This is a genomic window from Kitasatospora sp. NPDC058162, from assembly GCF_042884005.1.
Lineage (GTDB): Bacteria > Actinomycetota > Actinomycetes > Streptomycetales > Streptomycetaceae > Kitasatospora.
This window is the reverse complement of sequence record NZ_JBHVUS010000018.1, coordinates 43,370-67,786: the sequence shown is the minus strand read 5'-3', so window position 1 is coordinate 67,786 and position 24,417 is coordinate 43,370. Positions and strand designations below refer to the sequence as shown.

The following is a 24,417-nucleotide window of genomic DNA, read 5'->3' as shown; positions in this document are numbered from 1 at the left end:
ATCAGAGCGGCGAGCAGCCCGCCCCGGTCGTCGCGTACTTCTTGACCACCCCGACCGCCACTGCCGACGGTGTGTGGTGCTGCTGGGCTCGATCGGCGGCTCGCAGCGCCCGTTCGACAGGATTCATGACGAGGCTCCCTTACCCGACGGCTCCGGCCCGCTGGTAGGGCGTGTGCCCGGGAAGCGCATCGTTCACCGCCGCTGCTGGTGGAAGGCCGAGGCACCTGTGGAAGGGGCGCGGCGGGGCGGTCGGTCGGGCCTGCCGTGCGACGGCGCTCACGGCCGGGGCGGCTCCGGAGCGGTTGACGCCGGGTCCCGGTGTTCGTCGGTGGCTGAGCGCAGGAGCGTGGCGAGGAGTTCGGAGATGGTAGGGCCCGCGTCGGCGGGGTGACGCAGCTGTTTGCCCGCGGTGACGCTGTAGTGGTTGGCGCGGCCTCGGCGTTCGTGGCTGAGGTATCCGGCCTGTTCCAGGTCGGTGATGATGCGCTGGACGGCGCGTTCGGTGAGCAGGCAGCGGGAGGCGATGTCGCGCACCCGGATGCCGGGGTCGCGGGCGATCTGGACCAGGACACGGGCGTGATTGGTCAGGAACGTCCAGTGCCGCTCGGTCGCGTTGTCCATGCCTCCACGATAGGACGCCTGTTTCGCGGCCGCTGAGACGTGACAGCGAATTCGTGCATTGGTTGACAGGTCGAGCACACGGGCGAACAGTGGAGGGACAGCTCCCATACCGCTTGCGTGGCGGATCAGGGCGGCGGCTCTTCGACCGGGGATGGTAAGCGTGGACCCGATGAGCAGAGCAGGACTGGAGCGGCTCACCGCCGCATTGCACGAGCGGATCGGCGACCCCAGTGACCGCGGCGAGGACGCCGGTCGGGTGGAGGCGCTGCGTCGGCAGGTGCGTCACTCGGTGACCGGTATAGACGCTTACCTAAGCGCAGTCGAGGCCGGCAGCAGCACCACCGCGGGGCTGCGCGAGCAGGCCTTGGACCTGTGGGAGGCGCTGGAGCGGATCGCGTCTGCCTGGCCGGGGTACGAGAGCGCCGTCGTCGACAATGTGGCCAGGGTGCCCGCGCAGCCCGCTCCGCGGTTCTGAGGAGAAGGCCGTGCTGCCCTGCCTCAAGTCGGAGACCGTCCGGGTCGGGCATGCGCTGGTGTGCTCGTTCACCGGGGACATGATCCTGGACAGTGAACCGCTCGCCGCCCAGGCCCTGAACGCCGCCTTCGATCAGCACCCGGCGCTGCTCGCCGTCGACCTGGTCGGCGTGGAGCTCTTCACCTCCACCGGCCTCAACCTGCTCCTGACCGCCCGCCGGCGCGCCATGGCCGAGGGCGTCACGCTCGTGCTGGTCGGGCCCTCGCGGCGGACGCTGCGGGTGCTGGAGCTCACGGAGACCGCGGCCTTGTTCGCGGTCTACGCCACCGTCGAGGACGCCCTACGGCACTATCCGCCCCACAAGCCGTCCGGCTGAGTGCATGCCCCCAGTGGTGCCGGGTAGCCGTTGGATTCGGAACGAGACCACCCGAAGCCGTCCCTGGGCCCACCATGCACACCGCCACCGACCTCACGCCTGTACGCCGCCACCGGCACCTGGGCTTCGCCGCCGGGAACCTGCCGGTCAGCGAAGGCCTTGCGTTCACCCGCCAGGTCCTGGCCGACTGGCACCTCGCCCCTTCCCGGTTCGCCGACGACGTGCAGCTCGTCGCTGCGGAACTGCTCACCAACGCCGTCCGCCACGCTGGAGGGGCGCTTGCGCTGGACATCGCTCAGTACGGTCACTGTCTGCGCATTGCCGTGACCGACCCGGCTTCCAGTACAGACCTGCCCCGCCCCGGCTGGCCGCGGTCCGGACGGATTGGTGGCTACGGCCTGGTCATCGTGGAGCGCCTCGCACTGCGTTGGGGAGCATCCTCGGCAGGCCGCGGCAAGACCGTTTGGGCCGACCTGGGCCCGCTGCCCCCGCCCGCTGTGCCGTCGACCTGAAGAACGGCACACCTGTCAGAGGTGATGGTGCTCGGCCGGTCGGACCTTGGATTCCTTCGCAGCGCGCCGTACCTCCTGCCGGTGCGCGCAGACCTTCTCCAGGGACTCGGGGCCGGTGACGTCCGCAACGGACCGGTGGACGCCGTCCTCACCGTAGGCGCCGGCCGCCTCGCGCCAGCCGTCGGGACGAACGCCGTACTGCTTTCCGAGCAGGGCCACGAAGATCTGCGACTTCTGCCGGCCGAAGCCCGGCAGCTCGTTGATCCGCCGGTACAGCTCCCGGCCGGTGGCCGCCTGCTCCCAGACAGCAGCCGCCCGACCGTCGTGGCGGGCGACGAGGTGTCGACACAGCTCTTGGACCCTCCGGGCCATCAGAGCAGGGGAGTCGTGTACGGCGGGCGGGGCTGCGAACAGCGCGGCAAGGTGCGCGGGATCGTGCTGAGCGATCCGGTGCGTGTCGAGGTCCTCGCCGCCCAGGCGCCTGGCGATGACCGCCGGCTGGGCGAAGGCCCACTCCGAGGGCACCTGCCAGTCCAGAAGTGCTCCTACAAGCACGGCGAGTGCGCTTCGGGAGAGTAAGGCGTCTGCCTCCACCTGCTGCGTGATGTGCACCGCAACGTCCACGGGGTTGGTCCTCCTGCGCGCAGATGATCGGGTTGCCGGTTCAGTCTGATAGCGCTGGTGCAGGGCGGCCAGACGACACACGCCGGGCGTCGCGGTCCACGGGACTGCTGTCCCGGGGGATTCTCCACATCGGGCCTGGGCCTGTGTGCGTTGCGCCGGCCGGGTCGGTGGCGGACTTCAAGGGAAGCCTGACCGCTCCGCACGCTGGTCGTACGTCCGTTTTCCCCCGTGGCCAAGTTCGCCTCACGTCGTGCTGTCGGGTCTCGGTGACCGCGACGATGATTGCCGCGTGTGGCGTGCATCTGGGTCAGAAGAGTGCGTCCTGTCGCAGCGCGGTGATGGTGCTGGCACCGGTGATCCGGCCCGGGGAGGCGTCGACGTCCCGGTCGTCGCGCATCCTCTTGAGGAGCGGTATGACCTGAGTGGGGCGGTAGACGGTCTCCAGAAGGGCGTACTTCTTGAGCTGGTCGACGCTGCGGGGAGCTGAGGCGGTGCGCAGGTGGTCGAGCAGGATGCGGCGCAGGGGACCGGTGTCGGGTTCGAGTTCGAGGTCGAGGGCCTGCTGGTTGGGGTCCTTGGGGTCGCGGTAGCGGACGCCGGAGGTGGTGTCGATGACCCACATGGCCTCCTTCATCTTCTCCACACCCCGCTCGTGGCGGGTGCCGAAGATCAGGTAGAGCAGGTGGCTGGCCTCGTCGATCATCTCGAACACCAGGGTGTGCTGGAACCCGGCCCGGCTGAGGGACTCGCGGTAGCGGTCACGGAGGTAGGCGGCCTTCGCTGAGGGCGGCTGCTGGAACACGCCGTGCCAGTCGGTGTGGCCGAAGAAGGCGTCGCCGGCCGCGCGGTGCCGTTCGTCCTTGCCGGCAAAGCGGACCAGGAACGCGGGCTGGAAGGTGACCATCACCTCGCTGCGGCGTTGGGTGGCTATCCGTTGCAGGAGGGGGAAGGGGACTTCGGGGCCGCCGAAGCCGTCGAGCAGGACGAACATGGGGTGGTGCAGACTGCCAGCCTGGGCGAGCTGCTGCAACAGGTCGGGGTGGCACCGGCCTTGGGCGATGTGCACGCCCAGCCGGTCGTTCCGGTGCCCGTGGGCGCCTGCGGCTGCCGCGATGCGGTGCTCCAACTCCGTTTTGCGTCGTGGGTCTTCCTCGACCAGCACCATGCTTACCCGCCGAGGGCTGCGTCGGAGCGCCCCGGAGAACACCTGGTGGGCGACGACGGGTGAGCCGGGCTCGCCGCCCTGGTAGATGCCCGGGCCGGCGAAGCCCTCGGCGTAGGTGACGACCTCGTTGTGGCTGAGCATGATCGGGGCCCAGGCCTGGAGGTAGCGCCGCAGCAGGGCGTGCTTGGCGGCGGTGTGCGGGTCCCGTGGCCAGATGACGTCCTTCGGTGCCGCCATGTGTCTCCCCGGTGCGGTGAGCCGTCGCTGCCGGAGGGAAGGATCACACAATCGTCACGGCGCGAACAGGGGGCGTGCACGGCGCATCGGACCAGGGCACCGCGAGCGGCCCTCGTGCGGGCATCTCGTCCCATGTCCGGCCGTTGAGGTCCCGGCCGTGCGCCTTGGGGTTGCGGCCGCCCCACTGCTTGAAGAAGAAGGGCACGCCGGCCGACTGGCAGGCATCGCGGATTCCGATGACCCACGCGGGGTCCACCGGGCGGTGGCCGGGGCCGGACTCACCACCGGCGATCACCCACCCGATGCCGTCCAGGTTCAAGCCCGACAGCGGTCCGAGCAGTGGCTCCAGCGAGAGGAACCGGACCGTGGCCGGGACGGCTCGGAGGTCATCGACGCGGTTCAACTGGCTCTCGTCCTCGACCGATACCCCCATCCAGAGGTTGTCCGGCCACTCCAGCCGGTCGGCGACCCGGCGAAGGCGGACAGAGCGCTTCGTCAGCACCTGGTAGGTGTGCTGGGGAGTCTCGGCGATCACCCGGAACACGTCCCGGACGAACGAGAGCGGCACCCGGGCGTGGAAGAGATCGCTCATGGAGTTCACGAATACGACCCGGGGGCTGTGCCAGCGCTTCGGGATGTCGAGCGCGTCCGGATGCAGTGCAAGCCCGAAGCCGGGGCCGGACGTTCGAGGGTCGCCATCCGTCTGGTACTTGGCGGCGCCCATGGCCTTCAGCCGTTTGGCCAGGGTCAGGGCGTAGCAATGGTCGCAGCCGACGGAGACCCGGTCGCACCCGGTGGTCGGATTCCAGGTCGCTTCCGTCCACTCGATCGCGCTTCGATCGCTCACTGCCGCTCCTCACTGCCGAGTCGGGCCTCGCGCCGACCGTCGCCCGGCGAGGGCCGCCAATCGCCTACCTTCCTCCGTGGACACCACCGGTGTCGAACTCGCAGGCCAAACTGGTCCCACCGCTGCCCGGCTGAGCCGTCGAGCGGAGAGCGTCGCGGCTCCCCGGCTGATGCTGTCCGCCGACCTGGCCGGTGTGCCTCGGGGGTGGGCAGGCCGGCGCCCGGGTAGGTCGCGACGCGAGGCCACCTGCACGGATTTCGAGCTGACGCATAATCAGGAAAGTCAGCAATGGGTCAGCATCAGGATGAGTACACCCTGCCGTACATGCGAAGACATGAGAGTACTCATCCTTCAAGGCGAGTTGCTACGGAGCGGCCGGAGGCCCGCTCTCAACCTTCCTGCCCAACCTGATCAAGATGGTCCTACGTTCGTCACATCGCAACCCCGGCATCAGCCCAGCGTGGCATTTCAGCAGGTCAGCGAGGGTGAACCCAAGGCTTCAACCGCATCTATGGTGCCGCTGGTGTGTACCTGAGCAGGCGCCCGATCAGGCACCGGCCCCTCGCCCACCTTCTTTTCCGATCCCTCCCTCGCCTGTACGATCCCCTCACCGGATCGGTCGACATAGTTCGCCCAGTTCTACCTCGACTGCCTCTCCCAGGCCTCGTACCTGATCGCCGACGAGCGCACCGGCCGCGCCGTGGTCGTCGACCCGCGCCGCGACGTGGACGAGTACGTGGCCGACGCCGAAGCCCACGGCTTCACCGTCGAGGCCGTCATCAACACCCACTTCCACGCCGACTTCCTGGCCGGTCACCTGGAACTGGCCGCCCGCACCGGCGCCTGGATCGGCTACGGGCACCGGGCCGAGACCGAGTACCCGATCCGCAAGCTCACCGACGGCGAACGGATCGAACTCGGCGACGTCGCCCTGCAGATCATGGAGACCCCCGGCCACACCCCCGAGTCGATCAGCATCCTCGTTTACGAGCAGCCCGACGACGCCGTCCCGTACGGAGTGCTCACCGGCGACGCCCTGTTCATCGGCGACGTTGGCCGCCCCGACCTGCTCGCCTCGGCCGGGGTCACCGCCGAGGAGCTCGGCGCCATGCTGTACGACAGCGTCCACCGCAAGCTGATGGGGCTGCCCGACGAGACCCTGGTCTTCCCCGCGCACGGCGCCGGCTCGGCCTGCGGCAAGAACCTCTCCAGCGAGAAGCGCTCCACCATCGGCACCCAGCGCCGCACCAACTACGCCTGCCAGCCCATGGACCAGGACACCTTCGTCCGCATCGTCACCGCCGGCCAGTCGACCGCCCCCGCCTACTTCGGCCACGACGCCGCCCTGAACCGGCAGGACCACCCGCTCCTCGACCCCACGAACACCGCCCGCCCCCTGTGCCCCGAAGGCTTCAAGGAGGCCCGGGCCGCCAGCGCCGTCGTCCTCGACGCCCGCAACCCCCAGGACTTCGGCGCCGGACACCTGCGCGGCGCCATCAACGTCCCCATCGACGGCCGCTTCGCCGAACAGGCCGGCACCGTCCTCACCCCCGACAGCGACATCGCGATCATCGCCCCGCGGGACCGCGAGGGCGAAGTCATCACCCGCCTCGCCCGCATCGGCTTCGACCAGATCGCCGGCTACCTGCGCAACCCCGACACCGCCCTGCCCGCCCTCGCCGACCACCTCACCCCCGCCAGCCGACTCACCGCCGACCAACTCCGCACCGCCCTCACCGGTGAACAGCCCCCCACCGTCCTCGACGTGCGCACCTGCGGCGAACGCGAAACCGGCGCCATCGAGGGCTCCCTCCACATCCCCCTGACCGAACTCCCCACCCGCCTCGACGAGATCCCCACCGACCACCCCCTCGTCGTCCACTGCGCCAGCGGCCACCGCTCCTCCATCGCCGCCAGCCTGCTGCGCCACCACGGCCACCCCGACGTCTCCGACCTCCTCGGTGGCTACACCGCCTGGCACACCCTCACCCACCCCACCCAGGGCTGAACCCAGCCGTCCCGGCGCGCCCCAGCCGGCGGCGGCCGGCACCACCCGAGCGGTTGTGCTTGTGAAGTCGCGGGATCTGGTGGCAGATCAGGGGATGGTGACCCACTGGCCGGCGCGCGTCGGCTCGCGGGCGGCGGCGCCGGGCGGGTGAGCGTCTCCCATCGGGCGACGGCGCCGGCGGCGGGACGTGCCCGCGCGCACGAACCGGCGCAGGTGCGCCCGCGCCACCTCGGGCTGCTGCGGGCAGGGTTCGTGCCCGGCGTCGTCGATCCGGGCCAGCGGGGCGTCGAGCTGGTGCGCGAGTGGCTCCAACGCCGCCGGCGCCCTTGTGTCCGGATCTCACTCATGCACTGGTCTTCCGGCAAGTTGACCATCCACCAGGCACGTCAACCTGTTGCGCGAGGTAGCACCCGGACGGGTAATTGCCATCCCCATGTCCATATGACTTTCTGGAATCACCCGACAGCCCCCTGCAAAAGTCCAACAGGCGGCCCGTGAACGGTGAAGGGATGACGATGAGCACTGCTCCTGAGGCAACCACAGGCAGCGAGAGCCCAGCCCCCGTGATCAGCACGGTGGCGGGGACCGGAGTCGCGGGCCCCAAGGGGGACAACGGGTCTGCGGTCCGGGCAGAGCTGAACCGCCCATTCGGGATCGCGGTGGACAGCACCGGCACCCTCTACTTCGTCGACCGCGACAACCAAAGGCTTCGGAAGGTCACGACCGACGGGAGGATCAGAACGGTCGCGGGCACCGGCACTGCGGGCTTCAGCGGCGACAACGGCCCGGCCGCCAAGGCCCAACTGAGCTACCCCCGCGGGGTGGCGGTGGACGGCGCGGGCACTCTCTATCTCACCGACGGCGACAACCATCGCATCAGGAAGATCACGGCCGGCGGCGTGATCACCACCATCGCCGGCACCGGTGCCGCAGGGTTCAGCGGCGACAACGGCCCGGCGAACAAGGCCCAACTGAACCTCCCGTACGGGCTGGCGATGGACGGCACGGGCACCCTCTACTTCACCGATGCCGACAACCATCGCATCAGGAAGATCACGGCCGGCGGCACGATCACCACCATCGCCGGCACCGGCACCGCCGACTCCACCGGCGACGGCGGCCCAGCTGACGAGGCCGAGCTGAACAACCCCTTGGGGCTCGCTCTGGACTGCGTCGGCACCCTCTACATCTCCGAGTACGGCGGCCACCGGATCCGGAAGATCACCTCACCCGCGACGGCCGGCCTGCCCGGGTCGGGCACGGTGGTCTCCTGGGCCAACGTCCGTAGCAGGCTGCGGATGGGCGCCCTGCGCGAGTCCACCAAGGACGGGGCCGAGATCCACCAGGTCATCGCCGTGCCCCGGGAGCACCAGCGCTGGCGCCTGGTGGTGGCTGGCCGGCAGGACGGCGAGGTGCTCTACACCTTCGAGAACGTGCGCAGCGGCTTGGTCCTGGAGGTCCCCGACGGGCTGAAGGTGCACGGGACGGTGGTCGCGCAGCGCGCCTACCAGGGCGCCGACGCACACCACCAGCAGTGGCGGCTGATCCCCATCGGCCCCGTGACCGACAGCCCCCGGGTGTTCGAGATCGCCAACCGGCACAGCGGCTTGCTCCTGCGCGTCGACGCCACCACCCCCGCGGCCGTCCAGCAGCACGGGGCCGACGGCGACCACCGCAACCGGCAGTGGCAGCTGCTCCCCATCTGACCGAATGTCGGGCACCACGACCGAAGGAATGACGATGAGCACTCCCAACAAACCGTCCGTCCCTCCGATCACCACGGCCGCGGGGACGGGCACAGGAGGGTTCGCCGGGGACGGCGGGCCTGCCGCTTCGGCCCAGCTGAACTACCCGCTGGGGCTGACGGTGGACAGCACGGGCACCCTCTACATCGCCGACTACAGCAACAACCGGATCCGGAAGGTCACCACGGACGGCCGGATCAGCACCATCGCCGGCACCGCTTCCGCGAGCTTCAGCGGTGACAACGGACCGGCCAACAAGGCCCAGCTGAACCAGCCGCGCGGACTGGCGGCGGACCGCGCGGGCACCCTCTACATCGCCGACGCCGCCAACCAGCGGATCCGGAAGATCACGGCCGACGGCACGATCACCACCATCGCCGGAACCGGCTCCGCCGCCTCCACCGGCGACAACGGCCCGGCCAACAAGGCCCAGCTGAACTACCCGTTGGCGGTCACGGTGGACAGCACCGGCATCCTCTACGTCTCCGACTACAACGGCCACCGGGTCAGGAAGATCACCACGGACGGCAAGATCACCACGGTCGCGGGGACCGGGGTCGCGGGCTTCAGCGGCGACAACGGCCCGGCCAACAAGGCCCAGCTGTACTACCCGCGCGGGCTGGCGGTGGACGGCGCGGGCGCCCTCTACATCGCCGACGGCAGCAACCACCGGGTCAGGAAGGTCGCGACCGACGGCACGATCACCACCGTTGCCGGCTCCACCACCGCCGGCTTCAGCGGCGACAACGGCCCGGCCAACAAGGCCCAGCTGAACAGCCCGTTGGCGGTGGTGGTGGACAGCACCGGCGTCCTCTACATCGCCGACCACGCCAACCACCGCATCAGGAAGGTCGCAACCGACGGCACGATCACCACCATCGCCGGAACCGGCACCGCTGCCTCCACCGGCGACAACGGCCCGGCCAACAAGGCCCAGCTGAACAGCCCGTTGGCGCTCGCCATGGACAGCGTCGACACGCTCTACATCGCCGAGTACGGCGGTCACCGGATCCGGAAGATCGCCTCGCCGTTGATGGCCGGTCTGCCCGCGTCGGGTACGGTGGTCTCCTGGGCCAACGTCCGCAGCAGGCTGCGGATGGGCGTGCTGCGCGAGTCCACCGAGGACGGGGCCGAGATCCACCAGTCCCTCGCCGTCCCCCGGGAGCACCAGCGGTGGCGCCTGGTGGTGGCGGGCCAGCAGGACGGCGAGGTGCTCTACAGGTTCGAGAACGTGCGCAGCGGCAAGGTCCTGGAGATCCTCGAAGCGGAGGAGGCCGCCGGTGCGTTGGCGGCGCAGCGCGCCTACCAGGGCGCTGACGCACACCACCAGCAGTGGCGGCTGATCCCCATCGGCCCCGCGACCGACAGCCCCCGGGTGTTCGAGATCGCCAACCGGCACAGCGGTCTGGTGCTGCGCGTCGATGCCACGGGGCCTGCGGCGATCAAGCAGTACGAGGCGAACGGCGACCACCGCAACCGGCAATGGCAGCTGCTCCCCGTCTGACACGAGTTCTGACACATGCGAAGGGGGTCAGGGGCGGCAGCGCCCCTGACCCCCTTCGCGGTCGACCGCTACTGGGAGCTCGACGGGTCGGCCGCGGTCGGCTGGGTGGCCTCGGGCGTCGCGGGGGGCTCGGGGGCCTCCACGGTCGGCTTCTCCGGCTTGGGGGGCTTCTTGTAGTCGTCCCTCTTCGGGCTGCTCACCAAGTCCGGGGCCTTCTGGAGATCGTCGTTCTGGGCCACCGTCGGACTGGCCGCCTGCATGCGGCCGGCCGCGGCTGTGGACACCGAACCGGGGTCCTTGGCGTACTGCGCCTGCGTGCCGGCCGAGGCCTGGGTGGTCTGGACGAAGGAGCCGAGGAAACCCAGGATGGCCCGTGCTTCGGGCGACTGCTCTTGTACGATCTTCGCCCGGTTGTTGGCCCCGTGGATCCCGCTGGTGAACAGGCTCGTGGTCGTGTCGTCGTACGTCTCGTCGTCGGAGTCCTCGAAGTCGACGTCCGCGCCGGGCTCCGGCTTGTCGCCGTCGGAGATCACCGAGAAGAGCCCCGCGCCCGTGCCCGCGGATTCGAAGATGTTGCCGAACACCATGGTTGTCACCTCTGGTCGTCGTGGCGGCGCCGCGCCCGTTCACGGCTGTTGGAACAGCTCGGTCAGGGCAGTTTGAAAAGGCCTCGTTCGCTGTCGGTCAGGCTCTCGCCGTCGAACATCGTGTGGTTGACCTCCAGAGCGGAGACCACCTCGGCCAGCCCCTTCATCCGGAAGCCGCCGCCCGCCAGGTCGAGGTCGGCGATGTCGCGGGCCACCAGCTTGGCGAGGCCGGGGTAGTCCCCGGGCTGCGGCGGCGAAAGCACCGCCACCGGCACGTCGTACTGCACGGCGAGCAGCCCGGAGAAGGTCACCGGGATCTCGTAGGAGTACTGCTTGCGGGTGCGCCGCTGGCTGGCGATGGTCGCCATCCGGGTGGTCGGCGGGACCTTGCCGGAGATCTGCGAGGTGGACTTCCAGCTGGTGGTCAGGGTGCCGCCGACGGAGGCCGTGATGCCCTGCATCAACGCGGCGTTGAGCTGCGCGCTCCCGGTGGCGCTGCCCGTGGTCGTGAACGCCACCGAGTCCGTGATCGAGGATGTCGCGGAGGCCGTGGCGGAGGCCTGCGCCGTATTGGACACCGTGTTGGTCACGCCGTTCTCGGTGGCGTTCGCGTTGTCCACCCCGATGTTGTCCTTGCTGTTCTTGTTGGTCACCGTGGTGGTGCACTTGTTGGCCATGGCGTTCTGCAGCTGGGCGCTGAGCTGTCCCTGAAGCTGTCCCTGGAGCTGGCCCTGGAGGCTCAGTTGGAGCTGGTTCTGCAACTGCAGCTGGAGTTGCGCACTGACGTTGCCGCCGAAGGTCAGCTGGGACGACCCCTGCAGCGACCAGGTGACGGCGTTCGAGACGGTGAAGTCGACCGTGTCGGTGAAGCTCATGTCGGATGTCAGGCTGCGGTTGACGTAGCTGCGCGAGGAGAACATGTCGGGCGGCGGCTGCTGGATGTCGCGCCGCTCCTCGATCAGCGGCTCGCCGAGGTTCATGTAGGCGAGCCAGCCGAGTTGGTGGGCCGTACCGGGGAAGGTGCCGAAGCTCGCCTTGTTGACGGAGAAGCCGACGGGTTTGTGCTGCACGCCGTAATCGTCGACGTAGACCAGGCTGGGGTGCTCCAGGATGGCTTGCCAGGTCTGCTCGATGCCCAGTTCCCGCAAGTTCTTCTTGGTCAGCGGCTGGCGTTTGGCCCGATCCAGGTTGTACGCGTTGGAAGGCATTCCCCGTCCTCGGATGATGTCCTCGAATGATCCGGTCGAACCGCGATCGGTGAACTCAGTGAGATGGGAACAGAATTATGCGCACGTTCCGGCGACCGAAGCTAGCACGGGCCTTACCGCTGGAAGCGACCTGTCCCCGAATGACACTCGTTCGGGTGAAGCAACCTCCGTGCTCTGCACACCAGTTGGTGGCTGTGGGACCGTGGCGCCGCTGGCAGTTTCCGTGCGATGCACTCCTGCGCCGAGCATCCGGCGCATTGTTCTCCCACATCCCGAACAGATGAGGTTTCCGCGATGTACACCCAAGAACGCACCGCGATGGCGAATTTGGTGGTCGGCGGCCCGGTGGCGGTGAACAGCTACGACAACGCGATCGTGGCGGCATTGATCGAGAACCGCCCGATCATGCTCGTGCACGCCTTCAACGGCGGCTACTTGCGGCCCGTCGAGCTCAAGGACTCGGTCCACGACAAGGGCGTCAAGCTGGCCACCGCGCTGGACCCGGACACCAAGGACGCGAAGGGCCACCTCTGGTACATCACGCCCGGCGGCTTCTTCGGGCAGCGACCGCTCTACTTCCTGGAGAGCGCCGCCGGGCAGACGATGCCCGCGCCCGTCGATCCGGCCGGCGCCGCCGCCGGGCGCGGGGACGACGGCACCCCGAAGCCGCAGCGCCGCCGCATCAGCGTCCACCAGGACGCCCCGAAGGCCGCGACGGCCGACACCGTGCAGGTCGGCCTCCCTGGCAAGGTCGGCGACAAGTGGCGCGGCAAGAACGGCGCCCCCGAGGACACCCAGCTCTTCGTCGTCTCGGTGACGCCGTGGGGCGGGATCACCTTCGTGCCGATCACCCACCCCGACGCCATCCTCGGCTTCAAGGACTACGCGGTGACGCCCGACAACGAGGTGCGCACCACTTACAACTGGGGCGGAGACTTCACCGGGACGATCATCAACACCTTCTACCCGCGGCTGCCCAACGAATGGAACGTGCCGTACCACCACGTCTTCACGTGAGCCGAGCACACCGCCGCGTCACCACCATCCCTAGCCAAATCCCGTATTGCCTTGAAGAGTTGGAAGAGGCACCACGATGCCCGTGCCCGCGCAAGAACTGAAGCTGGAGATCGTCAACGCCGCCACGGGGAAGACCCTCGGCGCCCCGCCGACGCCGAACTCGGACGGGGCGCTGGTCGTCCGCGGCTTCCCCGAGGACGGCGCGAGCCCGGAGCAGTGGCAGCTCGCCCCCGTGCAGACCGCGAACGGCGGGTTCGAGCAGGACGACCAGGGTTATGTGATCCGCAACGCGGCCGACAGCAAGGCGCTCGAGCCCATCAGTAAGGGCGGCGGCGTCCGCCGGTCGGCCGCCGCAGCGGGCAAGAAGGACCAGCAGTGGCACGTCGTCCCTATCGAGGGTGAGGCGGGCCTCTACTTCATCGAGAGCGTGACCGACGGCACCGTCCTCGACCTCCCCGACCGTGACGAGGACGACGCCGATGAGCCCGAGATCCGTGTCGTCCTGCGCAGGTACGACGACGCCGCGAAGAGCCAGCGCTGGCGCTTCGTCACCGCCGAACCCGCCCGCACCAGCGACCCGGTGCTGCGCTTCGCCCAGCGCGACCACTGGAACGGCCGCCGGTCCTGGCCCCTGGTCCGCTCGACCGCGCTGCGGATGGTCCCCGGCGCTACCCCCTCCTTCAGCGACATGCTGCTCGTCCTGGAGCAGTTCGGGAGCGACAGGACCGCCGGGGAGTGGACCGGCGAGGGTCCCAACCGCGTTCCTGGTCAACCGGGTTGGTGGGCCGGCGCCGGTGCGCGGTTCCTCGCCGACCGCACGGGGGCGGGGCGGCACGACATCGTGGCACTTCGGCCCGCCAAGGGGGCCGTGACGGCGCCCAGTCGGGGCGACGGCACCTTCGACGACGAGCAGGCCCTGTACAAGTCCGCGCCCTCCCTGGCGCCCACCGACCTGTGGACCCTCGCCGACACCACGGGCAGCGGCAAGCCCGATGTCATGGTGCTGGCCGCCGACGGCGTCCGGGTGTCCCTCCAGGGCGACGGCGGCAAGTTCGCCCCCGCCGCCGGCAAGTTGGTCCTCAAGGCGTTCGGCAGCGACCCGAAGGCCGGCGGCTGGCTCGCCGACCAGCACCCCCGCTTCCTCGCCGACACCACCGGCGACGGCCGCCTCGACCTCGTCGGCTGCCACGAGGACGGTGTCTGGATCTCCCTCCAGGCCGACGACGGCACGTTCGCCGATCTCCCGGGTGAGCCGGCCCTCAGGGCGTTCGGCCACGGCGAGAAGGCGGGCGGCTGGCTCCTCGACAGGCACCCCCGCTTCCTCGCCGACACCACCGGCGACGGCCGCCTCGACCTCGTGGGCTGCCACGACGAGGGCGTCTGGGTCTCCCTCCAGGGCGACGACGGCACGTTCACCGAACCCTCGCTCGTCCTGGGCGACTTCGGGACCGTCCAGGGCTGGAAGTCGGTCGCGAAGCACCCCCGCTTCCTGGTCAGAACCACCGCCGACGGCCCCATGGACATCGTCGGGTTCGGCCCGCAGGGCGTCGCGGTGTCCCGCGGGCGCGGCGACGGCACCTTCGAGCCCGCCAAGCTGGTCCTGAACGACTTCGGGACGGCGCAGGGGTGGACGCCCAAGAAACACCTGCGGTTCCTCGCCGACGTCACCGGCGACGGCACGCCGGACATCGTCGGCTTCGGTGACGAGGGCGTCTGGGTGTCGCAAGGCCTCGGTGACGGCCGGTTCGGGCAGCCTCAGTTGGTGTGCCGAGGCTTCGGCTACAGCGACGACGCGGGCGCCTGGCGGGTCGACCGGCACCCCCGCTTCGTCGGCGACATCACCGGTGAGGGGCGCGTTGACCTCGTCGGCTTCGGCGGGCCGGGGGTGTTCGTGGCCCGGAACCTCTACCGCCGTTTCAGGACCCGCTGACCCACCACGAGCCATCAGGAGATCATCCCGCCACACCCTTCTCTGCACGTCTAAGCTTGTCGTTTTACCTTCGGTGGTCGACTCGAGGTTGTTCGAGCTCGTCACCCACATGGGGATCCGCCGGACAAGGCGACGACCTCCGTCTCACGCTGTGTGATGTCGAGTCGCACAACAGAGCCGGAGGTCGTCGGTGTCGATTGTGGTCCCTGAAGCCGTTCGCGAGCGGGCAATCGCGGAACTGTCCTCCTTTCGAATGGACTTGTACGCCGCGATGCCCCGCCCTGCGGACGCACTGTTCGAGCTGTCGGATGCACTGCTGTGCGCCGACGGTCCTGTCCGTGCCCTCGTCGAGCTGGCCTTGGCGCCCGAGCACCGGCGCTCGCACGCCTCGCTCTACGCCGCCTTGAACCGGGGGGACCTCGACATCGACCGCCTTCGGGCCGCGATCGCGGCGCGAAGTGTGCCCCGCGGCCCGGGTGGACGGATCGTGCTCGCCGTCGACGTGTCCGCCTGGCTGCGGCTGGACGCCGACACCAGCGACGGCCGTTCCTTCTGCCACACCTACGGCCGGCGGGAGAACACGCACGAGACGGTGCCCGGCTGGCCCTACTCCCTCATCGCCGCCCTGGAGTCGGGCTCGACCTCGTGGACGGCCCTGCTGGACGCCAAGTGCCTGGAACCCGGCGCGGACACCGCGGCCGTCACGGCCGACCAACTGCGAGAAGTCCTGCGCGGCACCCTCAACGCCGGGCACTGGAAGATCGGCGACCCGCCGGTGCTGGTCGTGGCGGAGGTCGGCTACGACGGCCCACGCCTGGCCTACCTCCTGCGGGACCTGCCCGTCCGGATCGTGGTGCGGATGCGCTCCGACAGGGTCTTCTTCAACCCCGTGCCCGACGACTACCGGGTGGGACCCAAAGGCGGTAAACTCCGCAGCCACGGAACCCGGTTCGCACTGGCCGACCCCGCGACCTGGCGCGACCCCGAGAGGGACAGCAAACACACCACCCGCCGCTACGGCACCGCCTGCACCCGCGTGTCTGGCGACGCTCCGCCTGGAGCGACCACCGCGGCCAACTCCCCACCATCGAGGGCACCCTGATCCGCCTCGATGTCGACCACCTGCCCTCCGGCGGCCCCCCGAAGCCGGTCTGGCTGTGGTTCTCCGACCCCACCCCCCACACCGACACGGACACCGCCTGGCACGCGTTCCTACGGCGCTTCGACCTGGAGCACACCTTCCGCTTCCTCAAGCAGACCCTGGGCTGGACCCGCCCCCGCCTGCGCGAACCCGCCGCAGCCGACCGCTGGACCCACCTGGTCCTGGCCGCCCACACCCAACTCCGCCTCGCCAGAAACCTGTCCGCCGACCTCCGCCGGCCCTGGGAGCAGCCCCAACCCGTAGAGCGCCTCACCCCAGCCCGGGTCCGACGCGGGTTCCGCAACATCCGCACGACTCTGCCCTGCCCAGCCTCCGTTGCAAGACCCTCCCGCCCCGGTGTCGGGCGCCCACCCGGCCGACCCAACCAGCGCCGAGCCCCCGCCTACGACGTCGGACTCGCTCTGGTCACCAACCAGTAGTGAACGGACTGATCCTGCGCCAGTTCCAGGAGAAGGGCTTCAAGGCCCGCTTCATGGCCGGCGAGGCCTGTGCCAACGAATCGATCGCCCGGATCGCCCAGAACGCCTCGGAGGGCCTGCTCGTCACTGTGCCCAAGGAATTCGACTGCGCTCCCAGCGTTCCGGGTGGGTGGCGGGAGGTAAACCCGATGAGCCGATAGCGTCATCACCCACGGTCAGCGGGGGTGGGGCCGGCGGAATTCGGCCTTCCAGTCGGGTATTGGTGAGCGCGGCCGACGGCGCTGCTTTTCCGGCCCTCTTGAGCTTTTATCACGCGCCGCTACACTCGGAAGCCATGCGCTATGTCTCCATGGGAACTTCGGGATTGCAGGTATCCGCAGTCGGATTGGGGTGCAATGACTTGGGGCGTTCCGTTGGACTGGAACAGGCGCGGGAGGTGGTGCGCGCGGCCCTGGATTCCGGAATCACCCTGTTCGATACCGCGGACGTCTACGGGGAATCCGAATCCGTGCTCGGCGAATGCTTCCGGGGGCAACGGGACCGGATCGTCCTGGCGACGAAGTTCGGGCATCAGCGGCTGGACATGGGGTACGGTCCCGCGGCCGGGGCCAAGGGCGGACGGGCCTACATCCGCCGGGCGGTCGAGTCGTCCCTCCGGCGGCTCCGTACGGACTACCTCGACCTCTACCAGCTCCACACGCCGGACCCGCACACGCCGATCGAGGAGACGCTTTCCGCGCTGACCGAGCTGGTCCGGGAAGGAAAGGTCCGTTATCTCGGGAACTCCAATTTCGCGGGGTGGCAGATCGCCGAGGCCGCGTGTGCCGCCCGGGCGGGAGGATTCGAGCCGTTCGTTTCGGTGCAGAACCACTGGTCGTTGCTCGAACGCGGGGTCGAGACCGAAGTCGTCCCGGCCGCGCGCCGTTTCGGGCTCGGCGTGCTGCCGTACTTTCCGCTGGCGAACGGATTGCTGACCGGAAAGGTGCGGCGGGGCCGGCCGCTGCCGGCGGGCACCCGGATCGCGGAAAGCGCGCACCGGGTGACAGAGGCGCGGCTGGACACCGTCGAGGCCCTGGTCGCGTGGGGTGAGCGCAACGGCCGCAGCCTGCTGGAGCTCGCGATCGGAGGCCTGGCCGCGTTCCCGGGCTGCAGCTCGGTGATCGCGGGGGCCAAGCGGCCGGAGCAGGTACGGGCCAACGCGGCGGCGGGGGAGTGGGTTCCCACCGCCGGAGAGCTGCGGGAGCTCTCGGCGCTGCGGTAGGGCACGAGGTCATGGACGAGTCGGTCACCGAGGAGTTCCATCAATGAGTTCACACGGGCAGAGTCCGGTGCGGGCCGGATCGGCGGGTGCCGTAAGGGAGGTGGCGGGTGCGGGCTCGTCCGCCGGAGGGCGGCCGGTCGATCTGGTGCTGAGAACGGTCGGGGAGCGCACCACGGACCTGGCTCTCGACCTGGCCGTCCGGAACCTACGGCCGCGCCGGGTGCACCTGGTCGACGACGTCCGCCCGTTCTGGCGCGCCGTCGACCTGATGCTCGACATCGACCACGAGGGCGCCTCGCACGTGGTGTTCCTCGACGCCGACTGCCTCGTCCTGGAGGACCTGCGGCCCTTCCTCGACGCCAACGAGCTGGCCTTCGTGGAGTGTTACGTGCATGACCCGTTCCGTGGCCGGGTGCCCTGCGGGGTGCACATCACCCGGACCGACCTGGTCGAGCGCATGCGGCGGATCGAGCCGGACCGGGACGACGTCGGGTGGATGCTACGGCCCGAGAGCAGTCGGCTGGAGGCGGCCCTGCCAGGCGTCCAGGACTCCGTGCAGTTCCGGGGCGCGCACATCCTGCACGATCACTTCCAGCACTACGAGCACGTCTTCGCGAAGCTCGCGCTCCGGGAGCTGCGGAGCCGCACGGCCGCCAGCCGGCCCGTGCTGGCCGCCGCCATCGCGCGGTGGGGCGACGGCCCGGACCACGAGGTCGCCCGGGCCGCCGTCGCCCACGCCCGGGCCCACGTGCCCGAGGGCACTCCCGGCCCCGGCGTGCAGCGCTACATCGAGGGCCTTCCGCAGACGGCCCTGCGCGCGGTCCGGACGATGGACCTGCCGGACCGGCCCCCGCTCACCCCGGAGGAAGTCCGTCGGACCGGAGAGCGCGTCCGAGCCGCGGCCGGAGCGGGCCGGCCCAAGGTCTTCGGCCTGGGGCTGCCGCGCACCGGCACCCGCAGCCTGCGGGCCGCTCTGCACCTGCTCGGGTGGGACGTCGCCCACTACCCGGTCGATCGCGCCTCGCTCGACGCCCTGATCCGGGGGGACGGGGGATTCCCGCTGCTGGAGCACTACGACGGCCTGGCCGATCCGGCGGCCATCCCGTGCTTCCGGGCACTCGACGCACGGCACCCGGGGGCGAAGTTCGTCCTGACCGTCCGGGAGAAGGGCGGCTGGCTCGCGTCCCTGGAACGGAACTGGGCTCAGGCCGCCGCGCCCGGCCCGCCCGGCGGCAGGGACGACGACGCCCGCGGCGCCGCCCGGGAGACGCGGCGCTTCCTGCGGGAGGCCGTCTACGGCCGCCACACCTTCGACGCCGGGCACCTCTCGCGGGTGTACGACGACCATCTCGCCGCCGTCCGAGGGCACTTCGACGGGCGGCCCGGCGACCTCCTCGTCCTGGACATCGCCGGCGGCGAGGGCTGGGAGCGGCTCGCGCCGTTCCTCGGCGTCCCGGCATCCGCCCGCCCGTTCCCCGCCGAGCGGGGATGAACGGGCCCCGTCGCTCCACCACCGGAGGACCCATGGAATCCGCTCCACAGCACGTGGCGCCGGGCCACGCCCTGGTCACCGGCGTCGCCGGCTTCGTCGGCTCGCACCTCGCCGACGCCCTGCTCCGGCAGGGCACCCGGGTCGTCGGCCTCGACCGGTGCCCGCCCGACCGGGGGAGCGCCGCCGCCAACCTCCGGAGCAGCCTGGGCCACCCCGCGTTCGACTACGTCCGCGCGGACCTGCGGGACGAGGACCTGGCCCCGGCCGTCGCCGGAGCGGAGGTGGTGTTCCACCTCGCGGGACAGCCCGGAGTGCGCCCGTCCTGGGGCGAGACCTTCCCCGACTACCTGGCCTGCAACGTGCTGGCCACCCAGCGGCTGATGGTGGAATGCGAGCGCCAGGGCGTGCCCAGGCTGGTCCTCGCCTCGTCCTCCAGCGTCTACGGGCGGATCGCCGAGGGCCTCGGCTGCCGCGAGGACGCCCCGGCCCGGCCGCTCTCGCCCTACGGAGTGACGAAGCTCGCCGCCGAGCAACTGTGCCTCGCGTTCGCGCAACGTCCGGCCGCCGGCACCAGCGTGATCGCCCTGCGGTACTTCACGGTCTACGGGCCGCGGCAGCGCCCCGACATGCTGATCGACCGGGCCCTGCGGGCGGCCCTGAGCGGAATGCCGTTGCACCTCTACGGGGACGGGAGCGCGCGTCGTGACTTCACGTACGTGGACGACGTGGTCGCGGCGACCCTGGCGGCCGCGGCCGCCCCCGCCCGGGCCGAGGTGGTCAACGTGGGCGGCGGCCGCAGCGTCTCCGTCGCTGAACTCCTGGAAATCGTCGGGCGGGTCGCCGGAGCCGCCGTACCGACCCGGGTCTCGCCCGCCCAGCCCGGTGACGTCGAGGCGACACTGGCCGATCCGCGCAAGGCGGGCGAACTCCTGGGCTGGAAGCCCCAGGTGGACCTGAGCACCGGGGTGGCCCGGCAGCTGGAGTGGCTGGCACGGCGCGCGCCGGTGGGCGGCACGAGGGTAGTCGGAGGGGACAGGCCGTGAACGAGGAGTTCGCCAGGATCGACGTACGTCCGATCGCCGGGAAGATCGGGGCGGACGTCCTGGGAGTGGACCTGACCGATCCGCGCGGCCACGAGGCCGCCACCGTGGAGGAGATCCGGACCGCCCTGCTCCGCCACAAGGTGGTCTTCTTCCGGAACCAGCACCTGGGCCACGCCGCGCAGGTGGCTCTCGCACGCCGGTTCGGAGAGGTCACCCGGCTGCCGGGGCCGAAGCACGGCCCACATCCGGAAGGGTTCCCGGAGATCCTCATCGTCGATCCGGACCTGAACGGTCCCCGGCAGGGCCTGCGACTCGAGGAGCGCCTCCATCGCAAGTCGGACCGGCCCGATTCCGGCTGGCACGTCGACATCGCAGCCGCGGTGAACCCTCCGGCCATCTCGATCCTCAGCTGCGAGGTGGCGGCGGAGCGCGGCGGCGACACCCAGTGGACGAATCTCGTCGCCGCCTATGAGGGCCTGTCGGGCCCCTTGCGGCAGCTGGCCGACGGCCTGCGGGCCGAGCACGCGCTGCACGCGGGGGTGCAGCTGCTGTTCTCCGACGCCGACGACCTGGAGATCATCCGCAAGCGGGTCGGGGACAACCTGCTGTCCCTCCACCCGGTGGTGCGGGTGCACCCGGAGACCGGGCAGAAAGCGCTGTTCCTGCCGCCCGCCTCCGTCTCCCACCTCACCGGACTGCTGCCCTGGGAGAGCCGGGGCATCCTCGACGTCCTCTTCGCCCACCTCAGCCGCCCGGAGTACACCGTGCGGCACCGCTGGGGGCCCGGGGACGTCGCCATCTGGGACAACCGCGCGGTGGCCCACCTCCAGCCCGCCGACCTCCACTACACCGACTACCGGCGGCGGATGTACCGGGTCATGGTCCTGGGGGACCGGCCGGTCGGGCCGGACGGCTTCCGGTCCGAGTCCCTGCGCGGCGAGCCGCTCCGGCCCTTCCCGGGACAGGCCTCCGGTGACTGAGCCGGCCGCCGGCGCACACTGGCCGGATTCTGCTGCCCGCCTCCCGGTGTCGGCGCAAACATGGCTACCCATCCCCCGGGAATGGCCGGACAGTAAGATCTCATGAGCCCAATCGAACGGCCTGAAGAGGGACGGCCATCGGTTCAAGAGGGTGCGGGAAGTACCCCGGACGGTCCGGCCGGTGAGGTGGTGTCGACGCTGCGGGCGGCCGGGCTGAGGGTCCGGCCGATCGCGAGGGCGGACCCGGAGGATCCGAACGCGCTCCGCCGGGGCATCGCCCGGCGGGCGGGCCCGCTGCACCTCCCCGGGCTGATCGACGGCTGGCCCGCCGGAAAGCTCTGGCAGCCGGAGGAGTTGACGAAGCGTCACGGTACTCGGCGGGTCACGGCCCTGGTGGGGCTGCCGAGCACCGGAGTCCTGTTCCCGCAGGACCAGCGGAACTACGAACGTGAGCTGCCGTTCGGCGAGTTCATCGAGCGGATGGGCGCCGAGGGGCCCGAGGTCCCGTGCTACCTCGCCTACCAGCGCGTCCACGAGATCTTCGACCCGGCCGACTGCGACTTCGCCTCCCTGCGGCCCGCCGACGGGCACGGCACCGACACCCGGGTGTGGATCGGTTCGGCCGGGACCCGGTCGATGCTGCACTCCGACCTCAAGGACAACTTCTTCTGCCAGGTGTGGGGCGAGAAGAGCGTCATCCTGATCTCCTGGCGGGACAGCAGGGCGGCGTACCCGTTCCCGGGAAATCTGGTGAACAGTCAGATCGACCTGGCCGAACCTGACTTGGTCCGATTTCCGCGACTGCGCGGCGCGACGCTGCACCACGTGCGGATGCGGCCGGGCGATCTGCTCTACATCCCGCGCGGCTGGTGGCACGACATCCGCGCCCACACGCCGTCCGTCTCGGTCAACCACTGGTTCGGCGAGCCGCTGGGGCTGCCGGACTACCTGCGCCTGCTCGGCTCGCTCGGGCCCGCGTACTGGGGCGCCACCGCCCGTGACTTCGTGGTCCACGGGCTGCTGCGGCGCAAGGAGTCGACGCGGTTCTTCTTCAGTCCCGCGTCCACCGGGCGGCGTCTCTACGACGCGCTGCGCACCGGCGACTTCTCCCGCGACAACGATCCGAGCACCGGCGCCCAGTAGAAGGGATCACATGGCGAACGCAACGACAGGGTCCGGGAGTTCGGGCGCGCCACCGCGGCGGGTGCTGGTCACCGGTGGTGCCTCGGGGATCGGCGCGGCCATTGCCCGTCGCTTCCTGGCGGACGGCCACCGGGTGGCCGTCCTGGACCGCGACCGCGAGGCGCTGGCGGGCTTCGCGAAGGAGTCGCCCGGGACCGAGCTGCTGCTGACCGCCGACGTCGGGGAGGAGGGCGGGCTGCGCGAGGCGCTCGCCGAGGCCGACGAGGCCTGGGGCGGCGTGGACGTGGTCTGCAACAACGCCGGTATCAGCATCCGCAGCCCGTTCCTGGAGACCTCGCTGGAGGACTGGGAGCGGACGCTGCGGGTGAACCTCACCGGCGCCTTCCTGGTGGCCCGGGAGACAGCCCGCCGGATGGCGGCCGGCGGGGGCGGAGCGATCGTCAACACCGCCTCGGTCAGCGGGCTGGTCGGGATGCCCGACTACGCCGCGTACAACGTCAGCAAGGCCGGGCTGATCGAGCTGACCCGGACGATGGCGCTGGAGCTGGCCCCGCTCATCCGGGTGAACGCGGTCTGTCCGGGCTACGTGCTCACCCCGATGCAGCGGGCCGAGTACACCGATGAGCAACTCGCCGAGCAGGAGCGCTCGTTGCCGCTGGGCAGGCTGGGCTCGCCGGAGGAGATCGCCGCCCTGGTGGCCTATCTGGCGTCCCCCGAGGCGGCGTTCGTGACCGGGCAGTCCTTCGTGATCGACGGTGGTGAGATGGCGGGCGGGCTGGCCAGCCGGCCGACGGGCGGCCACGCAGTGGAGTCGCCGGGGGCGTCGGCCTCCGGCCGGGGTGAGGAACGGGGAGCATGACGAGCGACGTTTCACGGCCGACCGGGGACCGGAGCGGTGCAGCCGGCCCGGCGGTCAACTCGTACACCGAGTGGGACCCGTTGAGGGAGGTGGTGGTGGGGAGCCTGCTGGGCGCGGTGTTCCCCACCTGGCACGAGTCGATGCGGCACACCATGCCGGAGTCCGCCTGGCCGGTCTTCCGGGAGCACGGCGGGTCGCCGCTGCCGGAGCGCCACCTCAAGGCCGCTGAGGCCGAACTCGACGGCCTGGCCGAGGCGTTGGCGGCCGAGGGGGTGCGGGTGCGGCGACCGGACACCGCCCGGCACCACCGCCCCTTCCGCACGCCGGAGTGGGAGTCGGACGGCGGGCTCTACGCGGCGATGCCCAGGGACTCGCTGATCGTGGTCGGCGACACGATCGTCGAGGCGCCGATGGCCTGGCGCTGCCGTTACCACGAGGCGGACGCCTTCCGGCCGCTGATCAAGTCGTACTTCAGGCGGGGCGCGCGGTGGCTGCCGGCGCCGCGCCCGCAGCTGACCGACGAGCTGTACCGGGCCCCGGGAGCCCCCGGGCGGTGGGCGGTCACCGAGTTCGAGCCGGTCTTCGACGCCGCCGACTTCCTGCGCTTCGGCCGCGACCTGATCGTGCAACGCAGCCACGTCACCAACGAGTTCGGCATCGACTGGCTCCGCAGCGCGCTCGGACCGGAGTTCGACGTCCACGTGGTGGAGACCGCCGACGCCCACGCCATGCACATCGACGCCACCATCACCGCGCTCGCCCCCGGCAAGCTGCTGGTGCACCCCGAGCGCTACGTGCACAGCGAGCTGTTCGACGGCTGGGAGATCCTGCCCGCCCCGCCGCCGACCCTGCCGGCGGACTGGCCGATGTACTTCTGCAGCCCGTGGGTGAGCATGAACGTGCTCTCCCTGGACCCGGAGACGGTGGTGGTGGAGCGCCAGGAGCGCCCGCTGATCGAGGCGTTGACGGGCTGGGGCTTCCGCTGCATCGAGGTGGACCTCCGGCACGTCTACAGCTTCGGCGGCTCGTTCCACTGCGTCACGCTGGACACCGTGCGCGAGGGCGGCCCGGGCCGCTACCTGTCGGTGCCCGGGCGGTGAGCCCGGCGGAGGGGTGGGCGGCCCCCCCCCCGGGCCCCCCCCCCCCCCCCCCCCATGAGGGCGACACCACCCCCCCGTTGTACGGGCGGCGCACCACCCTTT

Annotated in this window: 23 protein-coding genes and 2 pseudogenes; 17 read left to right on the top strand and 8 right to left on the bottom strand. The window is 70.6% G+C overall.

From position 1 onward, the window contains the following. Position 1: 1 nt before the first annotated feature. Both ACFVXG_RS27680 and ACFVXG_RS27675 read right to left on the bottom strand, forming a co-directional pair. Entirely contained in the window at positions 2-127 is a 126-nt protein-coding gene (locus ACFVXG_RS27680; protein WP_387931258.1) for a hypothetical protein, read from the bottom strand. Positions 128-276: 149 nt separating this feature from the next. Beyond that, positions 277-621: a helix-turn-helix transcriptional regulator gene (locus ACFVXG_RS27675; RefSeq protein ID WP_387931150.1), complete on the bottom strand. Its 345-nt coding sequence runs from the start codon at positions 619-621 to the stop codon at positions 277-279. Positions 622-790: 169 nt separating this feature from the next. Between ACFVXG_RS27675 and ACFVXG_RS27670 the strand changes: the two genes are divergently transcribed. The 3 genes from ACFVXG_RS27670 (at position 791) to ACFVXG_RS27660 (ending at position 1,984) form a co-directional block, all read left to right on the top strand. Then, positions 791-1,096, top strand: coding sequence for a hypothetical protein (locus ACFVXG_RS27670; protein ID WP_387931149.1), 306 nt, complete (start codon positions 791-793; stop codon positions 1,094-1,096). Between the two features lie 10 nt (positions 1,097-1,106). Beyond that, positions 1,107-1,472 (top strand): STAS domain-containing protein, encoded by a 366-nt coding sequence (locus tag ACFVXG_RS27665; protein ID WP_387931148.1) that lies wholly within the window; start codon positions 1,107-1,109, stop codon positions 1,470-1,472. A 74-nt stretch (positions 1,473-1,546) separates the two neighbouring features. Continuing rightward, positions 1,547-1,984: an ATP-binding protein gene (locus ACFVXG_RS27660; protein ID WP_387931147.1), complete on the top strand. Its 438-nt coding sequence runs from the start codon at positions 1,547-1,549 to the stop codon at positions 1,982-1,984. Between the two features lie 15 nt (positions 1,985-1,999). Here ACFVXG_RS27660 and ACFVXG_RS27655 read toward each other — a convergent pair whose 3' ends face one another. From ACFVXG_RS27655 to ACFVXG_RS27645, 3 genes are all read right to left on the bottom strand, one after another. Beyond that, positions 2,000-2,608 (bottom strand): HhH-GPD-type base excision DNA repair protein, encoded by a 609-nt coding sequence (locus ACFVXG_RS27655; protein ID WP_387931146.1) that lies wholly within the window; start codon positions 2,606-2,608, stop codon positions 2,000-2,002. Between the two features lie 307 nt (positions 2,609-2,915). Then, complete coding sequence (locus ACFVXG_RS27650; RefSeq protein ID WP_387931145.1) at positions 2,916-4,010, bottom strand: three-Cys-motif partner protein TcmP; 1,095 nt, start codon at positions 4,008-4,010, stop codon at positions 2,916-2,918. 43 nt (positions 4,011-4,053) lie between these two features. Beyond that, on the bottom strand, positions 4,054-4,857 hold the full coding sequence (locus ACFVXG_RS27645) for a DUF5131 family protein (RefSeq protein ID WP_387931144.1): 804 nt from the start codon (positions 4,855-4,857) through the stop codon (positions 4,054-4,056). Positions 4,858-5,485: 628 nt separating this feature from the next. Between ACFVXG_RS27645 and ACFVXG_RS27640 the strand changes: the two are divergent. Beyond that, a pseudogene (locus tag ACFVXG_RS27640) lies at positions 5,486-6,865 on the top strand (rhodanese-like domain-containing protein); the annotation flags it as partial. A gap of 87 nt (positions 6,866-6,952) precedes the next feature. On the opposite strand, the gene ACFVXG_RS27635 reads toward ACFVXG_RS27640, so the two are convergent. Then, on the bottom strand, positions 6,953-7,177 hold the full coding sequence (locus tag ACFVXG_RS27635) for a hypothetical protein (protein WP_387931143.1): 225 nt from the start codon (positions 7,175-7,177) through the stop codon (positions 6,953-6,955). Positions 7,178-7,524: 347 nt separating this feature from the next. Between ACFVXG_RS27635 and ACFVXG_RS27630 the strand changes: the two genes are divergently transcribed. Both ACFVXG_RS27630 and ACFVXG_RS27625 read left to right on the top strand, forming a co-directional pair. Continuing rightward, complete coding sequence (locus ACFVXG_RS27630) at positions 7,525-8,571, top strand: RICIN domain-containing protein (RefSeq protein ID WP_387931142.1); 1,047 nt, start codon at positions 7,525-7,527, stop codon at positions 8,569-8,571. Positions 8,572-8,605: 34 nt separating this feature from the next. Then, positions 8,606-10,114 carry an RICIN domain-containing protein gene (locus tag ACFVXG_RS27625; RefSeq protein WP_387931141.1) on the top strand — a complete coding sequence of 503 codons (1,509 nt, stop codon included), beginning with the start codon at positions 8,606-8,608 and terminating at the stop codon, positions 10,112-10,114. A 68-nt stretch (positions 10,115-10,182) separates the two neighbouring features. Here the strand turns inward: ACFVXG_RS27625 and ACFVXG_RS27620 are convergent, their stop codons facing one another. Together ACFVXG_RS27620 and ACFVXG_RS27615 are read right to left on the bottom strand one after the other, a co-directional pair. Then, on the bottom strand, positions 10,183-10,701 hold the full coding sequence (locus tag ACFVXG_RS27620; protein WP_387931140.1) for a hypothetical protein: 519 nt from the start codon (positions 10,699-10,701) through the stop codon (positions 10,183-10,185). 62 nt (positions 10,702-10,763) lie between these two features. After that, positions 10,764-11,909, bottom strand: a complete 1,146-nt coding sequence (locus tag ACFVXG_RS27615) for a hypothetical protein (RefSeq protein WP_387931139.1) — start codon at positions 11,907-11,909, stop codon at positions 10,764-10,766. A 294-nt stretch (positions 11,910-12,203) separates the two neighbouring features. On the opposite strand from ACFVXG_RS27615, the gene ACFVXG_RS27610 reads away from it, so the two are divergent. From ACFVXG_RS27610 to ACFVXG_RS27560, 11 genes and pseudogenes are all read left to right on the top strand, one after another. Then, positions 12,204-12,926, top strand: a complete 723-nt coding sequence (locus tag ACFVXG_RS27610; RefSeq protein ID WP_387931138.1) for a hypothetical protein — start codon at positions 12,204-12,206, stop codon at positions 12,924-12,926. Positions 12,927-13,002: 76 nt separating this feature from the next. After that, positions 13,003-14,856 (top strand): RICIN domain-containing protein, encoded by a 1,854-nt coding sequence (locus ACFVXG_RS27605; RefSeq protein WP_387931137.1) that lies wholly within the window; start codon positions 13,003-13,005, stop codon positions 14,854-14,856. Between the two features lie 253 nt (positions 14,857-15,109). Next, positions 15,110-16,437, top strand: a pseudogene (locus tag ACFVXG_RS27600) (NF041680 family putative transposase). Then, positions 16,437-16,637 (top strand): hypothetical protein, encoded by a 201-nt coding sequence (locus tag ACFVXG_RS27595; RefSeq protein WP_387931136.1) that lies wholly within the window; start codon positions 16,437-16,439, stop codon positions 16,635-16,637. Before ACFVXG_RS27600 ends, ACFVXG_RS27595 begins: the two are co-directional and overlap by 1 nt. Positions 16,638-16,771: 134 nt before the next feature. Next, positions 16,772-17,698, top strand: coding sequence for an aldo/keto reductase (locus tag ACFVXG_RS27590; protein ID WP_387931135.1), 927 nt, complete (start codon positions 16,772-16,774; stop codon positions 17,696-17,698). A gap of 43 nt (positions 17,699-17,741) precedes the next feature. Next, positions 17,742-19,190 carry a sulfotransferase family protein gene (locus ACFVXG_RS27585; RefSeq protein ID WP_387931134.1) on the top strand — a complete coding sequence of 483 codons (1,449 nt, stop codon included), beginning with the start codon at positions 17,742-17,744 and terminating at the stop codon, positions 19,188-19,190. 32 nt (positions 19,191-19,222) lie between these two features. Then, on the top strand, positions 19,223-20,233 hold the full coding sequence (locus ACFVXG_RS27580) for an NAD-dependent epimerase/dehydratase family protein (protein ID WP_387931133.1): 1,011 nt from the start codon (positions 19,223-19,225) through the stop codon (positions 20,231-20,233). Further along, positions 20,230-21,213, top strand: coding sequence for a TauD/TfdA dioxygenase family protein (locus ACFVXG_RS27575; RefSeq protein WP_387931132.1), 984 nt, complete (start codon positions 20,230-20,232; stop codon positions 21,211-21,213). The genes ACFVXG_RS27580 and ACFVXG_RS27575 overlap by 4 nt, the downstream gene beginning before the upstream one ends. A gap of 189 nt (positions 21,214-21,402) precedes the next feature. Continuing rightward, positions 21,403-22,356, top strand: coding sequence for a cupin-like domain-containing protein (locus ACFVXG_RS27570; protein ID WP_387931131.1), 954 nt, complete (start codon positions 21,403-21,405; stop codon positions 22,354-22,356). 10 nt (positions 22,357-22,366) lie between these two features. Continuing rightward, positions 22,367-23,215 carry an SDR family NAD(P)-dependent oxidoreductase gene (locus ACFVXG_RS27565; protein WP_387931130.1) on the top strand — a complete coding sequence of 283 codons (849 nt, stop codon included), beginning with the start codon at positions 22,367-22,369 and terminating at the stop codon, positions 23,213-23,215. Then, on the top strand, positions 23,212-24,315 hold the full coding sequence (locus tag ACFVXG_RS27560) for an amidinotransferase (protein WP_387931129.1): 1,104 nt from the start codon (positions 23,212-23,214) through the stop codon (positions 24,313-24,315). The genes ACFVXG_RS27565 and ACFVXG_RS27560 overlap by 4 nt, the downstream gene beginning before the upstream one ends. Positions 24,316-24,417: the final 102 nt, after the last annotated feature.

Coding starts and splice junctions, on each gene's coding strand:
- ACFVXG_RS27670 (WP_387931149.1), top strand. CDS start 791: ATGAGCAGAGCAGGACTGGAGCGGCTCACCGCCGCATTGCACGAGCGG.
- ACFVXG_RS27625 (WP_387931141.1), top strand. CDS start 8,606: ATGAGCACTCCCAACAAACCGTCCGTCCCTCCGATCACCACGGCCGCG.
- ACFVXG_RS27590 (WP_387931135.1), top strand. CDS start 16,772: ATGCGCTATGTCTCCATGGGAACTTCGGGATTGCAGGTATCCGCAGTC.
- ACFVXG_RS27675 (WP_387931150.1), bottom strand. CDS start 621: ATGGACAACGCGACCGAGCGGCACTGGACGTTCCTGACCAATCACGCC.
- ACFVXG_RS27620 (WP_387931140.1), bottom strand. CDS start 10,701: ATGGTGTTCGGCAACATCTTCGAATCCGCGGGCACGGGCGCGGGGCTC.
- ACFVXG_RS27660 (WP_387931147.1), top strand. CDS start 1,547: ATGCACACCGCCACCGACCTCACGCCTGTACGCCGCCACCGGCACCTG.
- ACFVXG_RS27610 (WP_387931138.1), top strand. CDS start 12,204: ATGTACACCCAAGAACGCACCGCGATGGCGAATTTGGTGGTCGGCGGC.
- ACFVXG_RS27585 (WP_387931134.1), top strand. CDS start 17,742: ATGAGTTCACACGGGCAGAGTCCGGTGCGGGCCGGATCGGCGGGTGCC.
- ACFVXG_RS27565 (WP_387931130.1), top strand. CDS start 22,367: ATGGCGAACGCAACGACAGGGTCCGGGAGTTCGGGCGCGCCACCGCGG.
- ACFVXG_RS27615 (WP_387931139.1), bottom strand. CDS start 11,909: ATGCCTTCCAACGCGTACAACCTGGATCGGGCCAAACGCCAGCCGCTG.
- ACFVXG_RS27560 (WP_387931129.1), top strand. CDS start 23,212: ATGACGAGCGACGTTTCACGGCCGACCGGGGACCGGAGCGGTGCAGCC.
- ACFVXG_RS27605 (WP_387931137.1), top strand. CDS start 13,003: ATGCCCGTGCCCGCGCAAGAACTGAAGCTGGAGATCGTCAACGCCGCC.
- ACFVXG_RS27580 (WP_387931133.1), top strand. CDS start 19,223: ATGGAATCCGCTCCACAGCACGTGGCGCCGGGCCACGCCCTGGTCACC.
- ACFVXG_RS27680 (WP_387931258.1), bottom strand. CDS start 127: ATGAATCCTGTCGAACGGGCGCTGCGAGCCGCCGATCGAGCCCAGCAG.
- ACFVXG_RS27650 (WP_387931145.1), bottom strand. CDS start 4,010: ATGGCGGCACCGAAGGACGTCATCTGGCCACGGGACCCGCACACCGCC.